Annotated in this window: 16 protein-coding genes; 6 read left to right on the top strand and 10 right to left on the bottom strand. The window is 55.8% G+C overall.

The genetic code is table 11. The features are described from left to right. Window positions 1-36: 36 nt before the first annotated feature. Genes LCM31_RS07530 through LCM31_RS07520 form a run of 3 tightly spaced genes read left to right on the top strand, consistent with a single transcriptional unit; the run spans window position 37 to window position 3,281 of the window. On the top strand, window positions 37-1,287 hold the full coding sequence (locus LCM31_RS07530) for an acyl-CoA dehydrogenase family protein (RefSeq protein WP_224868814.1): 1,251 nt from the start codon (window positions 37-39) through the stop codon (window positions 1,285-1,287). Then, window positions 1,284-2,303 (top strand): phosphotransferase, encoded by a 1,020-nt coding sequence (locus LCM31_RS07525; protein WP_224868813.1) that lies wholly within the window; start codon window positions 1,284-1,286, stop codon window positions 2,301-2,303. Before LCM31_RS07530 ends, LCM31_RS07525 begins: the two co-directional genes overlap by 4 nt. 36 nt (window positions 2,304-2,339) lie before the next feature. Continuing rightward, a complete protein-coding gene (locus LCM31_RS07520; RefSeq protein WP_224868812.1) occupies window positions 2,340-3,281 on the top strand; it encodes an alpha/beta hydrolase in 942 nt (313 codons plus the stop codon). 18 nt (window positions 3,282-3,299) lie between these two features. Here the strand turns inward: LCM31_RS07520 and LCM31_RS07515 are convergent, their stop codons facing one another. From LCM31_RS07515 to LCM31_RS07480, 8 genes are all read right to left on the bottom strand, one after another. Further along, on the bottom strand, window positions 3,300-4,280 hold the full coding sequence (locus LCM31_RS07515) for an NAD(P)H-dependent flavin oxidoreductase (protein ID WP_224868811.1): 981 nt from the start codon (window positions 4,278-4,280) through the stop codon (window positions 3,300-3,302). A 95-nt stretch (window positions 4,281-4,375) separates the two neighbouring features. Continuing rightward, window positions 4,376-5,179, bottom strand: coding sequence for an SDR family NAD(P)-dependent oxidoreductase (locus LCM31_RS07510; RefSeq protein WP_224869832.1), 804 nt, complete (start codon window positions 5,177-5,179; stop codon window positions 4,376-4,378). Window positions 5,180-5,228: 49 nt separating this feature from the next. Next, window positions 5,229-6,020, bottom strand: coding sequence for an enoyl-CoA hydratase/isomerase family protein (locus LCM31_RS07505; RefSeq protein ID WP_224868810.1), 792 nt, complete (start codon window positions 6,018-6,020; stop codon window positions 5,229-5,231). A gap of 48 nt (window positions 6,021-6,068) precedes the next feature. Next, on the bottom strand, window positions 6,069-7,208 hold the full coding sequence (locus LCM31_RS07500; RefSeq protein WP_224868809.1) for a CaiB/BaiF CoA transferase family protein: 1,140 nt from the start codon (window positions 7,206-7,208) through the stop codon (window positions 6,069-6,071). Between the two features lie 100 nt (window positions 7,209-7,308). After that, a complete protein-coding gene (locus LCM31_RS07495) occupies window positions 7,309-8,091 on the bottom strand; it encodes an SDR family NAD(P)-dependent oxidoreductase (protein WP_224868808.1) in 783 nt (260 codons plus the stop codon). Window positions 8,092-8,152: 61 nt separating this feature from the next. After that, entirely contained in the window at window positions 8,153-9,331 is a 1,179-nt protein-coding gene (locus tag LCM31_RS07490; protein WP_224868806.1) for an acyl-CoA dehydrogenase family protein, read from the bottom strand. A gap of 47 nt (window positions 9,332-9,378) precedes the next feature. Then, window positions 9,379-11,550 carry a 3-hydroxyacyl-CoA dehydrogenase NAD-binding domain-containing protein gene (locus tag LCM31_RS07485; protein ID WP_224868804.1) on the bottom strand — a complete coding sequence of 724 codons (2,172 nt, stop codon included), beginning with the start codon at window positions 11,548-11,550 and terminating at the stop codon, window positions 9,379-9,381. 56 nt (window positions 11,551-11,606) lie between these two features. Continuing rightward, complete coding sequence (locus LCM31_RS07480) at window positions 11,607-12,818, bottom strand: acetyl-CoA C-acetyltransferase (RefSeq protein ID WP_224868802.1); 1,212 nt, start codon at window positions 12,816-12,818, stop codon at window positions 11,607-11,609. Window positions 12,819-13,010: 192 nt separating this feature from the next. Between LCM31_RS07480 and LCM31_RS07475 the strand changes: the two genes are divergently transcribed. Both LCM31_RS07475 and LCM31_RS16300 read left to right on the top strand, forming a co-directional pair. After that, window positions 13,011-14,018: an AraC family transcriptional regulator gene (locus tag LCM31_RS07475; RefSeq protein ID WP_224868800.1), complete on the top strand. Its 1,008-nt coding sequence runs from the start codon at window positions 13,011-13,013 to the stop codon at window positions 14,016-14,018. Window positions 14,019-14,213: 195 nt separating this feature from the next. Then, entirely contained in the window at window positions 14,214-14,345 is a 132-nt protein-coding gene (locus LCM31_RS16300; protein WP_263601019.1) for a hypothetical protein, read from the top strand. 7 nt (window positions 14,346-14,352) lie between these two features. Here the strand turns inward: LCM31_RS16300 and LCM31_RS07470 are convergent, their stop codons facing one another. Together LCM31_RS07470 and LCM31_RS07465 are read right to left on the bottom strand one after the other, a co-directional pair. Next, window positions 14,353-15,594, bottom strand: coding sequence for a cation:proton antiporter (locus LCM31_RS07470; RefSeq protein ID WP_224868798.1), 1,242 nt, complete (start codon window positions 15,592-15,594; stop codon window positions 14,353-14,355). A 67-nt stretch (window positions 15,595-15,661) separates the two neighbouring features. Beyond that, the gene (locus LCM31_RS07465) at window positions 15,662-17,203 is read right to left on the bottom strand and encodes an FMN-binding glutamate synthase family protein (RefSeq protein WP_224868796.1); all 1,542 of its coding nucleotides are present in this window, start codon (window positions 17,201-17,203) and stop codon (window positions 15,662-15,664) included. Between the two features lie 157 nt (window positions 17,204-17,360). On the opposite strand from LCM31_RS07465, the gene LCM31_RS07460 reads away from it, so the two are divergent. Beyond that, entirely contained in the window at window positions 17,361-18,449 is a 1,089-nt protein-coding gene (locus LCM31_RS07460) for a PA0069 family radical SAM protein (RefSeq protein ID WP_224868794.1), read from the top strand. Window positions 18,450-18,460: the final 11 nt, after the last annotated feature.

The following is an 18,460-nucleotide window of genomic DNA, read 5'->3' as shown; positions in this document are numbered from 1 at the left end:
TAAGAAAAATCGTGGCTATGCTCGACGGAGACTGGAATGCACAATTTTAGTGAAAAATCTTTACGCCTTCAGGCCGAACTCAGCGCCTTCATGGATGAATACATTTATCCCAATGAGAAAGCCTATGCCGAGCAACTCCATCAGGCGGAAAATCGTTTTGCGCCTCTGCCCCTTATGGATAGCCTAAAAGACAAAGCGAAATCCGCAGGTCTGTGGAATCTTTTTGTACCGGAGAACCACAACCGGTATTGCAACCACGGTGGACTCAATAACTACGATTATGCACCGCTGGCGGAAATGATGGGCCGTGTTACCTGGTCGCCGGAGGTATTTAATTGCAATGCGCCAGACACCGGGAATATGGAAGTATTGATGAACTACGCCTCCCCGGAGCAGCAATCCCAATGGCTCACGCCGCTCCTCAACGGTGATATTCGCTCGTCTTACGCCATGACGGAGCCCCAGGTAGCCTCCAGTGATGCAACAAATATTGAGTTGCGCATTGAAAAACAAGGCGACAACTGGGTACTGAATGGTCGCAAGTGGTTTATTACCGGCGCCATGTATGAACGCACCAAGCTATTCATCGTCATGGGGAAATCCGACCCGGAAAATCCCAACCGGCACAAACAGCAAACCCAGGTTCTGGTACCCAAGGACACGCCCGGAATCCAGCTTATTCGACCACTGACAACACTCGGATATGATGACGCGCCCATTGGTCACGCTGAGATTATCTTCGATAACGTACGTGTGCCCCTGAACAATGTATTGCTGGGTGAAGGCCGCGGCTTTGAAATTGCTCAGGGGCGGCTGGGACCAGGCCGTATGCACCACTGCATGCGTTTGATCGGTGCTGCGCAGCGGTCCCTGGAACTCGCCTGCCAACGCGCCGCTTCTCGTACAACGTTCGGGCGCCCATTGAGCAAACACCAATCTGTCCGCGAAGACATCTCCAAAAGCTTTTCCGAAATCGAAATGGCCCGTCTACTGGTATTGAAAACCAGCCACAAAATGGACCAGCAAGGTGTTCCGGCCAGTGTCGACATGATTGCGGCCACAAAGACCACGGTGCCGCTCCTGGTACAAACTATTATCGATCGTTGCATGCAAATCCACGGTGCCGGTGGCCTGACGGAAGATTACTTTATGGCGGAAGCGTTCAACTACGCGCGCTGGTGTCGTCAGGCCGATGGACCCGATCAGGTTCACCAGATGGCGCTGGGTAAAAAAATTATCGACCGCTTTTCTGATCTGGAAGCTACGCAACGGGAGCGAGCGTCATGAACACGGCGGCACTGGAGCTCAAGACAGACCGTTTGACAGACTACCTGGAGCAACATGTCCCCGGTTTTCACGGGCCTCTGACCGCTACCAAGTTTGCCGGTGGCCAGTCCAACCCCACCTTTTTAATTCAGGCCAAGAGCGGGAAGTACGTATTGCGTCGCAAGCCCCCGGGCACGCTGTTGAAGTCCGCTCACGCTGTCGACCGGGAATACCGTGTTATGTCCGCTCTGGCCGACACCTGGGTGCCGGTCGCGCGGGTCTACCACTTGTGCGAAGACGAGCGCGTGATTGGTAGCATGTTTTATCTGATGGAATATGTCGACGGCCGTGTGATGTGGAACCCAGGCCTACCGGAACTTGCGCCAAGCCAGCGTGCAGCCATTTACGCGGAAATGAACCGGGTACTTGCGGCCCTGCACTCGGTGAATATCGACCGGGTCGGTCTCGCAGACTACGGAAAACCTGGTAATTACTTCGAGCGGCAAATAGGGCGCTGGACCAAGCAATATCGGGCAAGCGAAACCGAAACCATTCCGGCGATGGAAACATTGATACAGTGGCTACCCGCCAACATGCCCGAGGATGACGGACAGGTTGCATTGGTCCACGGTGACTTCCGCCTCGACAACATGCTGTTCCACCCAACCGAACCCCGTGTTCTGGCGCTGGTCGATTGGGAGCTTTCTACATTGGGGCACCCGTTCGCCGATCTGGCCTACCAGTGCATGCAGCTGCGTATGGACAGCCAGGGAGTCATGCCCGGGCTCGGTGGTTTAGACCGGGCAGACTTGGGGATTCCCTCAGAAGCCGCCTATGTCCGCGAGTATTGTGCAAACCGCGGTATTCACAGTATCCCCAACTGGAATTTTTATCTGGCGTTCAGCTTTTTCCGGTTCGCGGCAATATTACAGGGCGTCAAGCGTCGCGCTATCGATGGCAACGCCTCCAGCGAACGTGCCGTGCAGCTGGGGGCGCTGGTGAAGCCCCTGGCGGATATGGCAATCGAACTGCTCTAGCCCTCACCCCCACAAACCAGGTGGAACATGCCAAACATGACGGAGTTGAAAGTACATCCCGAGTTAGCACAAACGGTCCGCTTTATTCCCACGCTGCCATTCCACCGAACGTGGTTTGTCAAAGTGGTCCAGTCGCTGCAACGTATCTGGCCGTCGGCCAAGGGGGCAGAGGGCATCACCATTGACACCTGTGCGTTGTCCAACGCGAGTATCCGGGTTTATCAACCCACAGGTGTACATTGCGGTGCGGCGCTGCTGTGGATGCATGGTGGTGGGCTGGTGTCCGGTCGCGCAGCGCAAGACGATACGTTGTGCTCGGCCTATGCAAGAGAACTGGGGCTCATCGTCGTCTCGGTGGACTATCGGCTTGCGCCAGCGCAGCCATTTCCCGCAGCGCTAAATGACTGCCACGAAGCCTGGCAATGGCTGGTTGCCTCCGCCGATCGCTTCGGTATCGATCCTGCGCGCATTGCGCTATCCGGGCAAAGCGCCGGCGGAGGACTGGCGGCCAGTCTGGCCCAGAGATTAACCGATGAAGGCGATGGCACCCCGGCCTGCGTCGCGCTATTTTGCCCGATGCTCGACGACCGCACTTCCACTAACATGGCGCTTGACCCGCTGAATCACAAAATTTGGAACAATCGCAGCAATCGCGCCTGCTGGTCTGCATACCTACAGCAATCCCCGGGGGGGGCGCAGGTAGCACCTTATGCAGTGCCCGCAAGACGAGAAGACTTGTCAGGCTTGCCCAAAACGTGGATCGGCATTGGCGACATCGACTTGTTTTATCAGGAGTGTTTGGCCTACGCGCAAAGGCTCTGTCAATTTGATGTGGAGTGCTCACTCTATGTCGTATCCGGGGCGCCACACGCATTTGAAACCATCGCGCCTCGTGCCCAGGTAACCCGGAAACTCTTTGCGGCAAACTTTCGTTTTCTACAGCAATCCCTGGGGCTGCCGACCGTAGAGCGGGAGTAAAAAGTGCAGATTGGGGGCTCAGTCTTCGATCAGCGACACCAGCCGCTGACGAATCGTGGTGCGCGCCTCTGACACCATACGCTCAATCAGCACCTGACAGGTGGGAATATCATGGATCAACCCCATCACCATGCCCACGGTCCAGATTCCATCATTAATATCACCGGCCTCAATGCACCGCTCTCGTCCGCGCTCGCCAGAGACCAGTGGACGCAGGTCGGTAAATTCCGTTTCGCCCGGCTTCGCCTCGATACTCAACACTTCTTGCGAGATCGGGTTACTGAAAACCCGACAGGTATTGTTTAACGAACGAAACATCAGCGTCGTCTGGCGCTCATCGGCTTCAACCATCGCCCGCTTCATGTTTTCGTGCACCGGCGCTTCTTGCGTCGCAACAAACCGGCTGCCCATATTCACTCCCTCCGCGCCCAGAGCGAGTGCTGCGGCCATTTGCGTCCCGGTACCAATCCCGCCCGAGGCCACCATCGGTATCGTCAATTTTGCGTAGGCCGCGGGTAAAAGTACGAGATTCGTGACATCATCCTCCCCCGGATGACCGGCGCATTCAAAGCCATCGACACTGACCGCGTCACAACCCACTTTCTCCGCCTTGATGGCATGACGAACGGAAGTGCACTTGTGAATCACCTTGATCCCTGCCGCCTTGAAGGCTGGCATAAATGGCTCTGGACTGCGGCCCGCGGTTTCCACAATCTTGACACCACTGTCGATGATCGCCCGCGCATACTCTGCATAAGGTGGCGGATTGATCGCCGGTAAAATAGTGAGATTGACTCCAAATGGCTTATCCGTCAGCGAGCGGCAGCGCGCGATTTCCTCCCGCAATACCTCCGGGGAAGGCTGCGTCAGAGCTGTTAACATGCCAAGCCCCCCCGCATTGGAAACAGCGGAGGCCAACTCGGCACGCCCTACCCACATCATGCCACCCTGAATAATCGGGTACTGAATGCCAAAGAGCTCGGTAATTCTCGTTTTCATCACTGCGGTTTCCAGTTTGTGGATTCATGCCACCAAATTGGGCTCAGTACTGGTCGAAGGGTAAATACACGCATCGACGGGTTTGGGCCAAGCATTTAAATGGGAGCCAGCAGAGACCCGCCATCCACCGGCAAAGCCACACCACTCACAAAAGAACCCGCATCGCTCACCAGTAACAACAAAGGACCGGCCAGCTCCGGATAATCCCCTAGTCGCTGCGGAACCAGTCGGCTGATATAGGCCTGCCCACGTTCGGTGGCAAACTCATCTTGGTTGATCGCTGAAGCAAAGTAGCCGGGACACAAGGCATTTACGCGCACACCGTAGCGTCCCAGTTCGAGCGCCATGTTTTTGGTAAGTTGGACAATGGCCGCCTTGGAAACGTTGTAATCGGTCTTCATCAAGCCGGTGGCGAGGCTATAGATGGAACCGGTATTGACAATACAGCCCTTTCCCGCGGCCTTCATACGTTTTGCAGCCTGCTGCGCAACCCGCCACGCGCCATTGAGATTCGTATCAAGCAGGCGCTCCCAGTCCTGCTCACCTTGATCCACAAATCGCGCAGGGGGATTGCTGACGCCGGCATTATTCAGAACAATATCGAGATTGATATTGTCCTTATCCAGCTGCTCAAAGGTGGTTGCAACACTCTCAGCACGAGACACGTCCATCGCCACGGCATGGGCGGAACCGCCGAACTCACGAATCCTGGCAACCTGCTGTTCGAGCTTTTCCATGCGCCGAGCAGCGACAATCACCTCTGCACCTGCCTGCGCGAGGACCCAGGCAAAGTAGGCACCGAGGCCGCTGGAGGCCCCCGTCACCAATGCCGTCTTACCCTCCAGCGAATGCAGCGTGGATATATCCAGTACATCAAAATTCAACGCAGTATTCGTCATCACTCAACGTTCCTCTCGGATTCGTATTGTTCGGCTATCACCGAGCGGATTACTTGCCCTGAAACTTTGCGGCTCTCTTTTCGAGGAACGCTTGCGCTCCCTCTTTGAAGTCTTCACTGCGATAGTGAATATTCTGGATTTGCGCCTCGCGCTCCATGGTCTGCGCGAGGGTCGCAGTACTCGCCTCGCGCAATAATTGCTTGCTGTACTGCAGGGTTAGCGGTGCCAGATCTGTCAGCGATCGCGCCCAGCCCAGCGCTTCCTCCTGCAGGTGCTGTGGATCTACGACACAGTTGGCAATCCCGTAATGCACACATTGCTCTGCAGACAGGCGCTGGGATAGCGCGATCATTTCAAAAGCCTTCTTGTTGCCGAGATTTCTGGAGAGGAACCAGTGAGTCCCGCCATCAGGTATCAGGCTGATTGCTCCGAAGGCGGAATACAAAAACGCGTCCTCCGCCATCACCATCAGGTCACAGGCCATCGCAATGGCTGCCCCAATACCCGCGGCTGCGCCATTGATCGCACTCATGTAAGGCTTGGGGGATTCGGTGATTGCCTGAATGATCGGATGGTATTCGGTGCGTAACTGGTGCGTGATAAAGCCATCTCTGCCCGAGTCCGGATACGCCTCAACCAGATCGGCGCCCGCGCAAAATCCTTTCCCTGCGCCGGTGAGTAGCACCACCCTTACATTGCTATCATTATTGGCCTCGCATATAGCCTGATGGAGTTCAGCGCGCATCTTCGCTGTGAGCGCATTGCGCGCCTGAGGACGATTCAGGGTAATAATCGCTACCTGCTCGTCCTTGCAATAACTGACAGTTTCATAATCACCCATAACCACCTACCCCGCTCACTTATTGTTGTTGTGTTGAGTGGCTAATCTTCAGGTACAAATACCTGCAGCCTTCAACGTCGAAATTTCTTCCCGACTGTAGCCGAGTTCTGCCAGAATCGTCTCTGTATCCTCTCCCGGGCCGCGCTGTCCATGCTGAACTTCCGATGGCGTCCTGCTGAAGCGCGGCGCGGGTGCCGGTTGCGGAAAGCCATCGACTTCCACGTAGGCATTCCTCGCCTGGTTATGTGGATGCGCGGGCGCCTCCTCCAGCGTCAGAACCGGCGCAAAACAGGCATCGGTCCCCTCAAGAATTTCACACCACTCTTGCTGGGTCTTACTCCGGAACACCTCGGTAAAAACTGCCGAGGAATCTTTCCAGCTGGCCGGGTCATACTGCGTGTCCGTCCCGTAGACTTCTGGATCCAGTCCCGCGAGGCTTACCAGCTCAGTGTAAAATTGAGGTTCAATCGCGCCGAGGGCAATGAATCGCCCATCACTAGTTTCATAGGTATCGTAAAAAAAGGCACCGCCATCGAGCAGATTGACACCTCGCTCACGAGAGTCCCAGGCACCGGCAGCAGAAAAACTGTGGCACATCCACATAAGGTTAGCCGTGCCATCCACCATCGCTGCATCGACCACCTGGCCCTTACCCGACTGTTTCATTTCAAGCAATGCGCCCAGAACGCCGGCAACCAGAAACATGCTGCCACCACCAAAATCGCCCACAAGGTTTAGCGGAACCACCGGCTTTTCTCCGGGGCGACCAATTGCATGCAGCGCACCGGTCAAGGCAATGTAGTTCAGGTCATGCCCCGCGGTCTGGGACAACGGGCCTGTCTGGCCCCAGCCGGTCATGCGGCCATACACCAACGCGGGATTTTTTTCGGCGCAATCTTGCGGGCCCAGCCCGAGCTTTTCCGCAACCCCGGGGCGGAACCCCTCAAGTAACACATCTGCGCGCTCTACCAGCCGCAACAGCACTTGCCGCCCCTCCTCACTTTTCAGATTGAGGATGATCGATTTCTTGCCGCGTGCGCTCACATCATGGGTGTAAATAGGATCGCGCTGTGGCCCTCGCTCTACCCGTATGACCTCTGCCCCCATATCCGCCAGCAACATGGCTGCCATCGGGCAAGGCCCCATACCAGCCAATTCGATAACGGTATATCCGCTCAATACACCCATAGCCGTACGACCTCGCCGAAGTTACAAATTGGGCGCAACACTGCCCGGTGTGCTGACCGAGCGACATCCGCCCCTATCGAAAGATACAAAACCTGAGAAGTTACTTGGGCTGCATGCGTACCGCCGCATCCATCCGGATGCATTCACCATTGATGTAATCGTTATCCACAATGTGTGCGGAGAGCTTGGCAATTTCGCTGGTCTTCCCGAGACGCTTTGGATAAACCGTAGAGGCCTCCAGCGCTTTGTAATAAGACTCTTCGATGGTCTCAAAAAGTGGAGTGTGGATCAGTCCGGGCACGATGGTGTTCACACGAATACCGTACGGCGCCAATTCCCGGGCCATAGGCAATGTCATCCCGACAATAGCGCCCTTGGTTGCACTGTAAGCAACCTGTCCGATTTGCCCTTCGTAGGCTGCCACAGACGCGGTATTGATAATCACCCCCCGTGCGCCATCCTTGTTGACGGGCGCATTCTCTGCCATTTTTTCGGCAGCGAGGCGGGCTACGTTGAACGTGCCGACCTGATTGACCATCACCACCTTCATATACAGTGCGATCGGATGCGGGCCTTTTTTGCCGAACGTCTTGCAGGCAGGTCCAATGCCTGCGTAATTATTCACAATATGCAATGCACCAAAGCGCTCGACAACGGCATTGATGGCACCCTGTACGGAAGTTTCATCTGTCACGTCCACCTTGAAGAAGGCAACCTTGTCTCCAACCTCTGCACCCAATTGGTCGACCAGTGCGCTAGCCGCCTCTTCGTTGACATCGAAGATCGCTACGTTAGCGCCGTCCGCCGCATAGCGTTCAACTGTCGCGGCACCCAGGCCAGAGGCCCCGCCCGTAACGATCGCGGTTTTTCCCTGAATATCCATCTTCTGCTCCTCTCGTTAAGTGCAGTTCGGTACATCACGCTAAAACAGCCGCAGTACCCAACTACGGCATGTCTCGGTCTATAAACGGTGTCGCCTCACTCCTGTAGAGATCGCGCCCGATAATCAATTTCATTACCTCGGAGGTACCAGCGTAGATTCGGGTCACTCGGGCATCCGTATACAGGCGCGAGATCGGGTACTCATCCATATACCCGGCGCCCCCGTGCAACTGAACCCCCTCATCAACGACCTTGCAAAGCAGCTCCGTCGTTACCAGTTTGGCCTTGGCCGCATCTTCCGCCGTCAACTGGCCCTGACCAAGAGCCTTTACACAGTGATCCACATACACCTGCTGCATATCAAGCTCAGCACGCAGGTCCGCCAGCTTGAATTGGGTGTTCTGAAAGTCACCCAGGGTTCGCTTGAACAACTTGCGGTCGCGGGTAAACGCCAAGGTGACATCAAAGGCCTTCTGGGCCATTGCGAGACTGCCCACCGCAGCAATCAAACGTTCTTCCGCCAGCCCCTCCATCAGATAAACAAATCCATTTGAAGGGTCCCCCAGAACATTTTCCTTGGGGACAATCACGTTCTCAAAAAACAGCTCGGCAGTGTCCTGTGCCTTTTGTCCCATTTTCTTGAGCATGGCACCTCGATGGAATCCTTCCGTCCCCCGCTCGACCAGGAACAAACCGATCTTTCTCGGGTCATTAACAGGGTCCGTTTTCGCCGCAACGATCACCAGGTCGGCGTTGATACCGTTGGAGATATAGGTCTTGTTTCCATTCAGGAGAAAGTAGTCTCCATGATCGATGGCGGTAGCACGCATACCTGCCAAGTCACTGCCTGCATCCGGTTCGGTCATGGCGATTGCGAGAATGATTTCGCCGCTCACACACTTTGGCAAAAATCGGCGTTGCTGCTCTTCGCTACCAAAACGCGTCAGATAAGGGCCGATTAACCGGCTGTGCAGAGTGCTTCCCCAATCTCCCGAGAGCGCATATTGATTTTCCTCGAGAATGATCTGTTCAAAACGGAAGTCATCATCCCCCAGGCCACCGAACGCCTCATCAGGCCAAACCATCAGGAACCCCTGTTCGCCAGCCTTGCGAAATGCCTCACGGTCCACAATGCCCTGTGCCCGCCACTTTTCCATATTCGGAACGATCTCCTGTTGCAGAAACTTGCGATAGGCATCCCGGAACATCATTTGTTCTTGAGTGAAGTCACGTTTCAGCATTTCGGCAAACCCCCTTGGAATCAGATCCTTGAATCAATCAAATCGCGTCACTCAAAGCCAGTGCCAGAGTGCGCTTTTTCCTGCAGAATTTCCGGCGCAGAAAAGCGCTCCCCATACCGCGCAGCCAACTCGTCACAGCGCAACAGTAGTGCCTTGGGACCAACCTCTCCAGCGTATTCATAGGTATTCGCCATCTGCAAAAAGCCGCCGGTCCACGTCGGTGCACCGATCCCCATCAGCGACCCCACATTGCCATCTGCCACAGTGCGAAGCACGCCTTCCTGCAAACACTTGAGGCTCTCGACCACCTGCCTGAGCAGAATACGGTCCTTGATATCATCCCGCGGAAGTTCCACTTCGGGGTTGAAGTAGAGCTCATACAACTGTGGCCAGATTTTCTTACTGCCATCCTCGGCGTACTCATAGTAGCCACCGCCATGATGGCGGCCACCGCGGCCAAATTCACGGATCAACCGCTCGGAAACCGCGGCATTGCAGCTGTTGTCTCCGAGGGAATTCAATACGCCCATTTTCTTGTGGGTTTCGGCAACCTTACGCGTGAGTTCCTGACTCACTTCATCCTGCACGGCCAGCGGCCCCACCGGCATACCCACCTGTTTTGCCAGCGCATCGATCAATACTGGATTAACCCCCTCGACCAACAGGCGTGCGCCTTCATCCATAAAGGTGCCGAACACACGAGAAGTAAAGAATCCAAGCGAGTCATTCACAACAATAGGGGTCTTGCCGATTTGACGGGCAAAATCAAAAGCCCTTGCCAGAGTCCGGTCACTGGTTTTCTCACCGCAGATAATTTCGATCAGTGGCATCTTGTCGACGGGAGAGAAAAAGTGAATACCAATGAATTTCTCCGGGGACGCACTTGCCTCCGATAAAAGCGTAATCGGTAGTGTCGATGTATTCGTTGCAAGCACACCGTCTTTTGACAGAAACTGTTCGATATCTCGGGTGACCTGATTTTTCAGTGCCACATCTTCAAAGACCGCCTCGACAATCAGGTCACACCCCTGAAGTGCTGCATATTCAGCGGTGGCACTGATGCGGTCGAGAATTGTCTGCTTGTCCTGCTCCGAACTGCGGCCACGCTGTATTTGCTTATCCAATACTTTTGCACTGTAGGCCTTGCCTTTTTCCGCCGCTTCCACACTGGTATCCACGAGCACCACCTGTATACCCGCACTGGCGGCGGCATGGGCGATGCCCTGCCCCATCATGCCTGCCCCCAGAATGCCGAGTTTGGTTACATGGGTGCGTTCGATTTCCGCCGGACGGCTTATGCCGCTATTGATGCTGTTGAGCTGGAAGAAACTGGAAGAAATGATGTTCTTCGCTTGCGGTGTGGTAACCAAATAGGCAAGACCACGGGATTCAATACGCAGAGCCGTATCGAAATCCACCGATACGGTATCACCACTCACCGCCAGTATCCGTTCCGGTGCGGGCAGGAGTCCGCGCGTCTTCTGAAAGGTCGTGGCAGGCGCAACCGCCAGTAAATTGATGATCGCCGGACTCCATTTATCCCCACCTGGAATCTTGTGCCCCTTGACGTCCCAGGGCTGCGCCCACGCAGTGGGGTTTTCCTTAATCCATTGCTTGGCGGCAGGGATCAGGTCTTCGCTGGAGTCCACCAGTTGATCGATATAGCCAACCTCCAAAGCCTGTGTCGGCTTGAGACGCTTCCCCTCCATCAAAAACGGCAAGGCCTTTTGCAGCCCGAGCATATGTATGGAGCGCACAATGCCTCCGGCACCGGGAAGTAGCCCCAGGGTCACTTCCGGGAAACCAACCACCACTTTGGGTCCGTTTAAGGCGACTCGCCGGTTACACGCGAGACACACTTCAAATCCCCCGCCCAACGCCGCACCATTGATCGCAGCGACGACCGGAACCTCGAGCTTTTCAAGTCGCCGAAGCGGTGCCTTGATGCTTTCCTCGATGACCCGAAACTGCTGCTCTTCGCCCCCTTTGGGCACCGTGCAGAGTTCCTTCAGGTCACCACCGGCGAAAAAGGTAGGCTTTGCCGAGGCAAATACAACACCAGCCAGCCCCTCTTCTGATTCCAGTTTTTGCGGGATCACTGCCATGGCCTGGCGATATTGCTCATTCATCGCATTGACCGGGCCATCCATATCCATGGTGATCGTAACGATGCCATCGGCGTCTTTTTGATAGACAAAGCCGTGAATGTTTTCACTCATGATTTGATACCTTGCTCTGTTGTGCCTGCAATCCGTTAGGCTGCGATTGGCTCCGGTTAAACACGCTCGATGATTGTTGCGATACCCTGCCCGCCGCCTACACAAAGGGCGACCAGCGCGCGCTTCAGGTCACGCCGCTCCAATTCGTCGAGAATCGTACTGACAAGCATCGCACCCGTTGCGCCGAGGGGATGCCCCATGGCAATAGCCCCACCGTTGACGTTGGTCACTTCATGGGAAATCTCGAGGTCCTGCATGAATCGCAGTGCGACGGAGGCAAATGCCTCGTTGATTTCAAAGAGATCAATATCCGCAGTGGTCATGCCAGCCTTGGCCAGAACTTTCTTGGCCGCAGGGCCGGGCCCCACCAGCATAATGGTCGGGTCAGTCGCCAGTACCGCGGTTGCTACAATACGACCGCGCGGGGTGAGACCGAGGTCTTTACCCGCTTTCTCCGAGCCAATCAGTACTGCGGCCGCACCATCCACAATGCCGGAGGAATTCCCTGGTGTATGGACATGATTGATCGCGGGAATTTCCGGATACTTTCTTAGCATCAAGTCATCAAACCCGAGTGCGCCCATCGCTTCAAACGAAGGCCGCAGTTTGCCCAGCACCGCCATGGTGGACTTGGGCTTGATAAACTCATCTCGGTCGAGAATGGTCACCCCATTTAGGTCTTTCACGGGCACAACAGAGCGATCGAAGTAGCCATTTTGTTGGGCATGGGCCGCACGCTGCTGGGAGCTCAAGGCAAATGCATCCACATTTTCACGACTCCATCCTTCGAGCGTCGCGATCGTATCGGCACCGATCCCCTGGGGTACGGCACCGGTGGCAATATTAATTTCCGGGTCATTCAACCAAGCCCCGCCGGCGGCTCCCATCGGCACCCGTGACATGGATTCCACACCACCGGCCACCACCAATTCCTCCCACCCTGAAGCAATTTTCATGGCCGCCAGATTCACTGCTTCCAGGCCGGAAGCACAGAACCGATCCAGCTGCACACCGGCAACACTCTCGTCCCACTCAGCGTACTGAACAATGGTTTTGGCAATGTCGCCACCTTGTTCGCCAACCGGCGAGACACACCCCATCACCACATCATCCACGTAAGCGGTATCCAGGTCGTGACGCTGCTGCAACTCGCGGAGCAAGCCCGAGCCAAGCGCTACCGACTTCACTTCATGAAGCGATCCATCTTTCTTGCCCTTACCCCTGGGAGTACGAATTGCATCGAAAATATATGCAGTATTTGGTGCCATTGGGAAAACCCTGCCTGATCTGATTAAAAGACGACACACACAATAATGTACGCTTTATGCATTTTTACTTGCGTTAAACTACCAAAACAATGACCATGATGGACAAAAATAGACATTTTATCCCCGCATCAGCTGAGAACGCTTGCCAGCCAAAAAAGGGGGAATTCACGCCAATCAACGAGGTCCGCAACGATGCGGGATATTTCTGTACACGTCTGCTTCGTGAAAGCGGTACTCAGAAAGGCTACAGAACGCGGCTATGATGTCGAGCGACTCTTGCGCCGCAGCCGCATTTCACCGCGGCTACTGGAACAGCGTCAGGCCCGAGTGAGCGCTGCGCAGTATGCCAAGTTACAAACGATCACCATGCGTGAAATGGGTGATGAGATGCTGGGCTATTGCCAACAGCCATTCAGGCTTGGCCAGTGGTCCGCCCTGTGTCACTGGCTGATCCAGTGCAGGACACTGGGCCAGGCAATGAAACGGTTTTGCCTGTTTTACGACATCCTCAACCAGAATTTGGCTCCGCGGCTACTGGCAGAAGGGGGGCAGGCCATCATTGAGATACGCCAGACCGTGGACGATGCACCGCCCCTGGATCCCTATGTCTACGAACTCTTCTGTTTCTCTCTCCACAGGCAGCTCTGCTGGCTGACACAGCAAAACCTGCCACTGGCCGGTGCATCCGTCCCTTACCGACAGCCGGAATACAGCGAAGAATATCGTCCACTGTTTGCCGGCGCGCCGGTCGAATATGACGCAAATGTATGTCGTCTAGTCTTCGACCGGCGATTACTTGAAAAAACAGTGAAGCAAACGCCCCAGAGCCTCGCCGACTTTCTGCGCAAGCCCCTTTACAACACACTGGTCAATAGTTATCGCAGCAGAAGCTGGAGTCAGAAAATCAAGGATGTGATTGGAGACGACCTGAGCGCAATGCCCACGTTCGCTGAAATTGCTACGCGCCTCGAGTTAAATCCAAAGCAACTACGAAGACAATTGAATGATGAGGGGCTGACTTACAGCGACTTGAAAGCCCAGATACGGCGCGACCAGGCAATTTATCTCCTGTCCCGGCAGCGCACCTCGATCGAGGAGATAGCTTTCCTGACGGGGTTTTCTGAAGCCAGTGCGTTTATCCGTGCCTTCCGAAGCTGGACAGGCGTAACACCACTCACCTATCGGAAGGACCTTTCATAGCCAATAATTGAGTACTACGGACATCCCTATGTAAACAGGAAGGTTATGGAAAGAGGAAATCAATTCACGTCCGGCCGCGTTTGTCGGGCAGCGCATCTACAATAATCGAAAAGTCGGGAATTTTTCGATTAAGAGGTTCAGCAACTTAATTGGTAGAGGCTTTGAATGATTCAGCCTGCCAAAGGAGAAGATGCCATGCTTAGAGTAATCGCCCTACTCGCACTCGCCGTGATACTGCTCGCTCTCGCGGCACGCCTGTTTTATGACAACAAAGGTGATAACGAGACTGGCTGTATAGAACCGATAAAGTTCTATCAGATATCCTAGAGCGCGCCTAAACACCCAGCTTCTTGATCAGGCGTGTACTTGTGGTGCCCTGCACCAGCAGGGAGAACAGCACTACGCCAAATACCATCGACTGCACTGTCCACCAGTAAGGTAACTCTGTGGGCAGTGACAGAACCAGCGCCACCGCAATCACGCCACGCAATCCGCCCCAGCTTAGAATCATGCGCCAAGCATTGGGAATTGGCGGACCCACAAAGCGCGCAAATGGCGACACCAAAAATACCGCAAGCGTACGCGCAACCAGCGCCGCCACAATCGCGATGATGATTGCCAGCCACTGATGAGTAAACATTTCAAACGTAATCACCAGCCCCATAATCACAAAGATCAGTGCGTTGAAAAACAGCCCCAGCCACTCCCAGGTCGGTTCCGCGTGACTCAAGTAGGTGTCCTGCTGCTCGCGCAAACAGGAGCGCGCGATAATGGCACACACCATTACCGAAAGAATGCCGGACACGCCGACCACATGTTCCGCCAGATAGAAACTGCCGAATGCCGCCAGCACCAGCACCATCAGCGCGGCACCCGCAGACTTCAAAAACAGAATCACAATGGCGGTAAGCAAACCGCAGATGGTGCCCACCGCCAACCCGCCGATAAAGACAGTGAGGAAATACAGGGAAAAACTCGCGAACCCGGAGAGCGACTCGCCAGTGGCCACGGTTCCCTCCATCACACTGTGGCTGGCAATACCCAATGCAAATGAGAACAACACGATCGCGGCGGCATCGTTAAACAGACTCTCCCCTTCCACCAGCGTCAGCAACTGGTCATCGGCACCACTCTGGCGCAGGCGCGCCACCACGCTAACAGGATCTGTGGCCGCGAGAATCGCGCCAGTGAGGAACGCCGCAATCCAGGGAAACCCTGTGGGGTGATGAATGCCGTAGTAGACGAGCACCGCGGTAATCAGGCAACAGATCAGCACGCCAATGGTGGCGAGTAACAGAATCGGCCCCAGCCAGCGAACTAGGATAATCGGGTCGATCTTCCACGCAGACTCGAAGATCAACACGGGCAGGATGACGAAAAACACCAGCTGGTGCAGATTCTCCGCGCGCAGGCCGGTGTCATAATCGAAAATGGGCAGGAGCATGCCGGCGATCACCCCGGCAATCAGGCAACCGAGCGTGCTGTCGCGCTTTAAGACACGGGCGATACCCAAACCCGCGACGGCGGCAAACGCCATATACAGGCCCTGGCCAACCAGAGTAACAACGCCTTCCATGGCTGTTCGCTCCTTGTTACTGATCTCTCTATTGAGCTGTCTAGTGAGCTGTCTATTGAGCTTTCTATTACTCCCGGCGATCGGTCGCAATCACCGAGCGGGACTCCGCCAGCGAGGCAAGGGTGGTCAGTGGCACCGCGACGCCGCGTTCACCAATGACCTCCAGATGTGAACGCCGCAACTGGCGCGGCTCCGGTACACCACAGGAGTGGGCAATAGTCCCAACTTCGTAATCCAGGTTACGCGCGTAATGGTAGACGCGCTCGGCCTTGTCCACGGGGTCCAGCCCCTGCTGCAAATCCGGATTATGGGTGGTAACGCCTGTGGGGCAGGTATTTTTATTGCACTGCATCGCCTGAATACAGCCGAGTGCAAACATAAATCCACGCCCACAATTCACGAAATCCGCGCCCATCGCCAGCGCCCAGGCCACCACCGATGGTGTCAGTAGCTTGCCCGCACAGATAATTTTGATCCGTTCCCGCAGCCCGTAATCTTCAACCAAATCCACCACCATCGGCAGGCTGCGGTTCAAAGGTAGCCCCATGTAATCCATCAGGCTCTGTGGCGCCGCTCCGCTGCCACCATCGGCACTGTCGATATTGATAAAGTCTGGCGCGCTGTCGACGCCCCGGCGCAAAATCGCCTCAAACAAATCGTGCAGCCAGTCGCTGGTACCAATCACGCACTTTATGCCCGTGGGTTTACCGGTCACCACGCGGATGTGATTGATCATATCCAGCAGACCATCCACGTCGCGGATTTCCGGGTGCCCATTGGGGCTGATGGAATCCTCGCCCACCGGGATACCGCGCACATGGGCGATTTCCGGTGTCACCTTCACGCCGGGCAAGATCCCGCCCTTGCCGGGTTTGGCACCCTGGGACAGTTTCAGTTCGAACATCTTCACCTGTTCGTGGTCGGCGATCTTGCGCAGCTTGTCGTCGTCGAGATTGCCTTCCGCATCGCGCACGCCGTACTTGGCGGTACCCACCTGAAACACGATGTCGCAGCCCCCGACCAAATGGTGCGGAGACAAGCCCCCTTCCCCGGTGTTGAGCCAGATACCCGCCTTGGCGGCGCCTTTGGATAGCGCCGTCACCGCAGGGACCGACAGCGCGCCGAAGCTCATGCCCGAGATATTGAAGATGGAGCGGGTGGTATAGGGGCTGCGCGCCACGCCCTCACCCAGAGTGATCTCCCGCGCCGGCACCGCGTCTTTGGCCAGGGTGGGGAACGGGTGATTCAGGAATACGATATCACCGGGCTGGTTCAGCGGGCGCGTAGAACCAAACGCGAGGGTGGAATCCACATTCTTTGCCGCACGATACACCCAGCTGCGCTGGGCGCGGTTAAACGGCATTTCTTCCCGGTCGAGTGCAAAGAAGTACTGGCGGAAAAACTCCCCCAGGTGCTCAAACTGATAACGGAAGCGGCCAAGGACCGGGAAATTGCGCCGAATCGCCTGCTTGGTCTGGCTGACATCCGCCAGATACAGGTACACCAGATACAGCACCAGCACCACCAGCCCGAAGGCGAACAGCATGGCAAATATCTGCAGCACCTTGACCGCAAACGCATAGATGGCGGCGACCGCTTGAAGATCCATTCCCTAATCCCTGCACTGTCTTTGTTATTGAGTACCGATCAGTCATTGTATGACCTCCCGCACGCCCTTGCACAGTGCTCTTGCGCACCTCACCACACGGCAATAAACTGTATATCCATACAGATCATATTCAGTACCAGACCCTGTTCAGAAGCACGTGGCTAACGATTCCTCCAGTAACCCTACCCGCCAACTCAAGGGCCGCGGTGCCGTCAGCAACCTGGCCGGGCGCTTTGTAGATCAGGTTAGCAGCCGCGAGAGTGACGGTTGGGAGACGACGCTGGAGCCGATGGAACGTATCGAAACCATCGCCATAGAGGAAAAGGCGCGCTCGATCATCGCCACCAACCAATCCCCGGATCTCCCGTTCAGCCAATCCATCAATCCCTACCGCGGCTGCGAACACGGCTGTATCTACTGCTATGCGCGCCCGGCGCATGCCTATATGGACCTGTCCCCGGGGCTGGATTTCGAGACACAGCTGTTTTACAAGCCAAACGCCGCAGAGCTTCTGCAACAAGCACTGCGCAAGCCCAAGTATCAGTGCAGCCCCATTGCCCTGGGGACCAACACCGACCCCTACCAGCCGCTGGAGAAAGACAAGCAAATCACCCGCCGGATCCTGCAGACCCTGCAGGAACATCAGCACCCGGTAACCATCGTCACCAAGGGCCAGCTGATCCTACGCGACCTGCCCATCCTCGCCGAAATGGCGCAGGATAATTTGGCACACGTCGCTATCAGTGTGACCACGCTGGACAACGAATTGAAACGCCGCCTGGAACCCCGCACCGCAGGTCCCAATGCACGGCTGCGTATGATTGAGGCCCTCGGCAGCGCGGGTATTCCCACCGCAGTGATGGCAGCCCCGATTATTCCCGCACTGAACGACGCCGAGCTGGAACAGATACTGACGCAGGCGCACAAGGCCGGAGCCATCCACGCTGCCTACATCCTGCTGCGCCTCCCATTTGAGGTGGCCCCCCTGTTCCGCCAGTGGCTGCAGGAACACTATCCGGAGCGCGCACAACACGTCATGAGCATTGTGCAACAGAGCCGCGGCGGTAAGGATTACCAGAGTGAATTCGGCAGCCGCCAACGGGGTAACGGTGTGTTCGCCCAGTTACTGCAACAGCGATTTAAGATAACCTGTCGCAAACTGGGCCTGAATGAGCGCAAGCTCAATCTGGACTGCAACAAGTTCACCCTGCCCCCGCAATCCGGGGATCAACACAGCCTGTTTTAAGGCCTGCCCCC

This window comes from Microbulbifer agarilyticus, from assembly GCF_020171345.1.
Taxonomy (GTDB): domain Bacteria; phylum Pseudomonadota; class Gammaproteobacteria; order Pseudomonadales; family Cellvibrionaceae; genus Microbulbifer; species Microbulbifer agarilyticus_D.
Note: the sequence above shows the minus strand (reverse complement) of the source record. Positions and strands in the feature narration are given on the sequence as shown.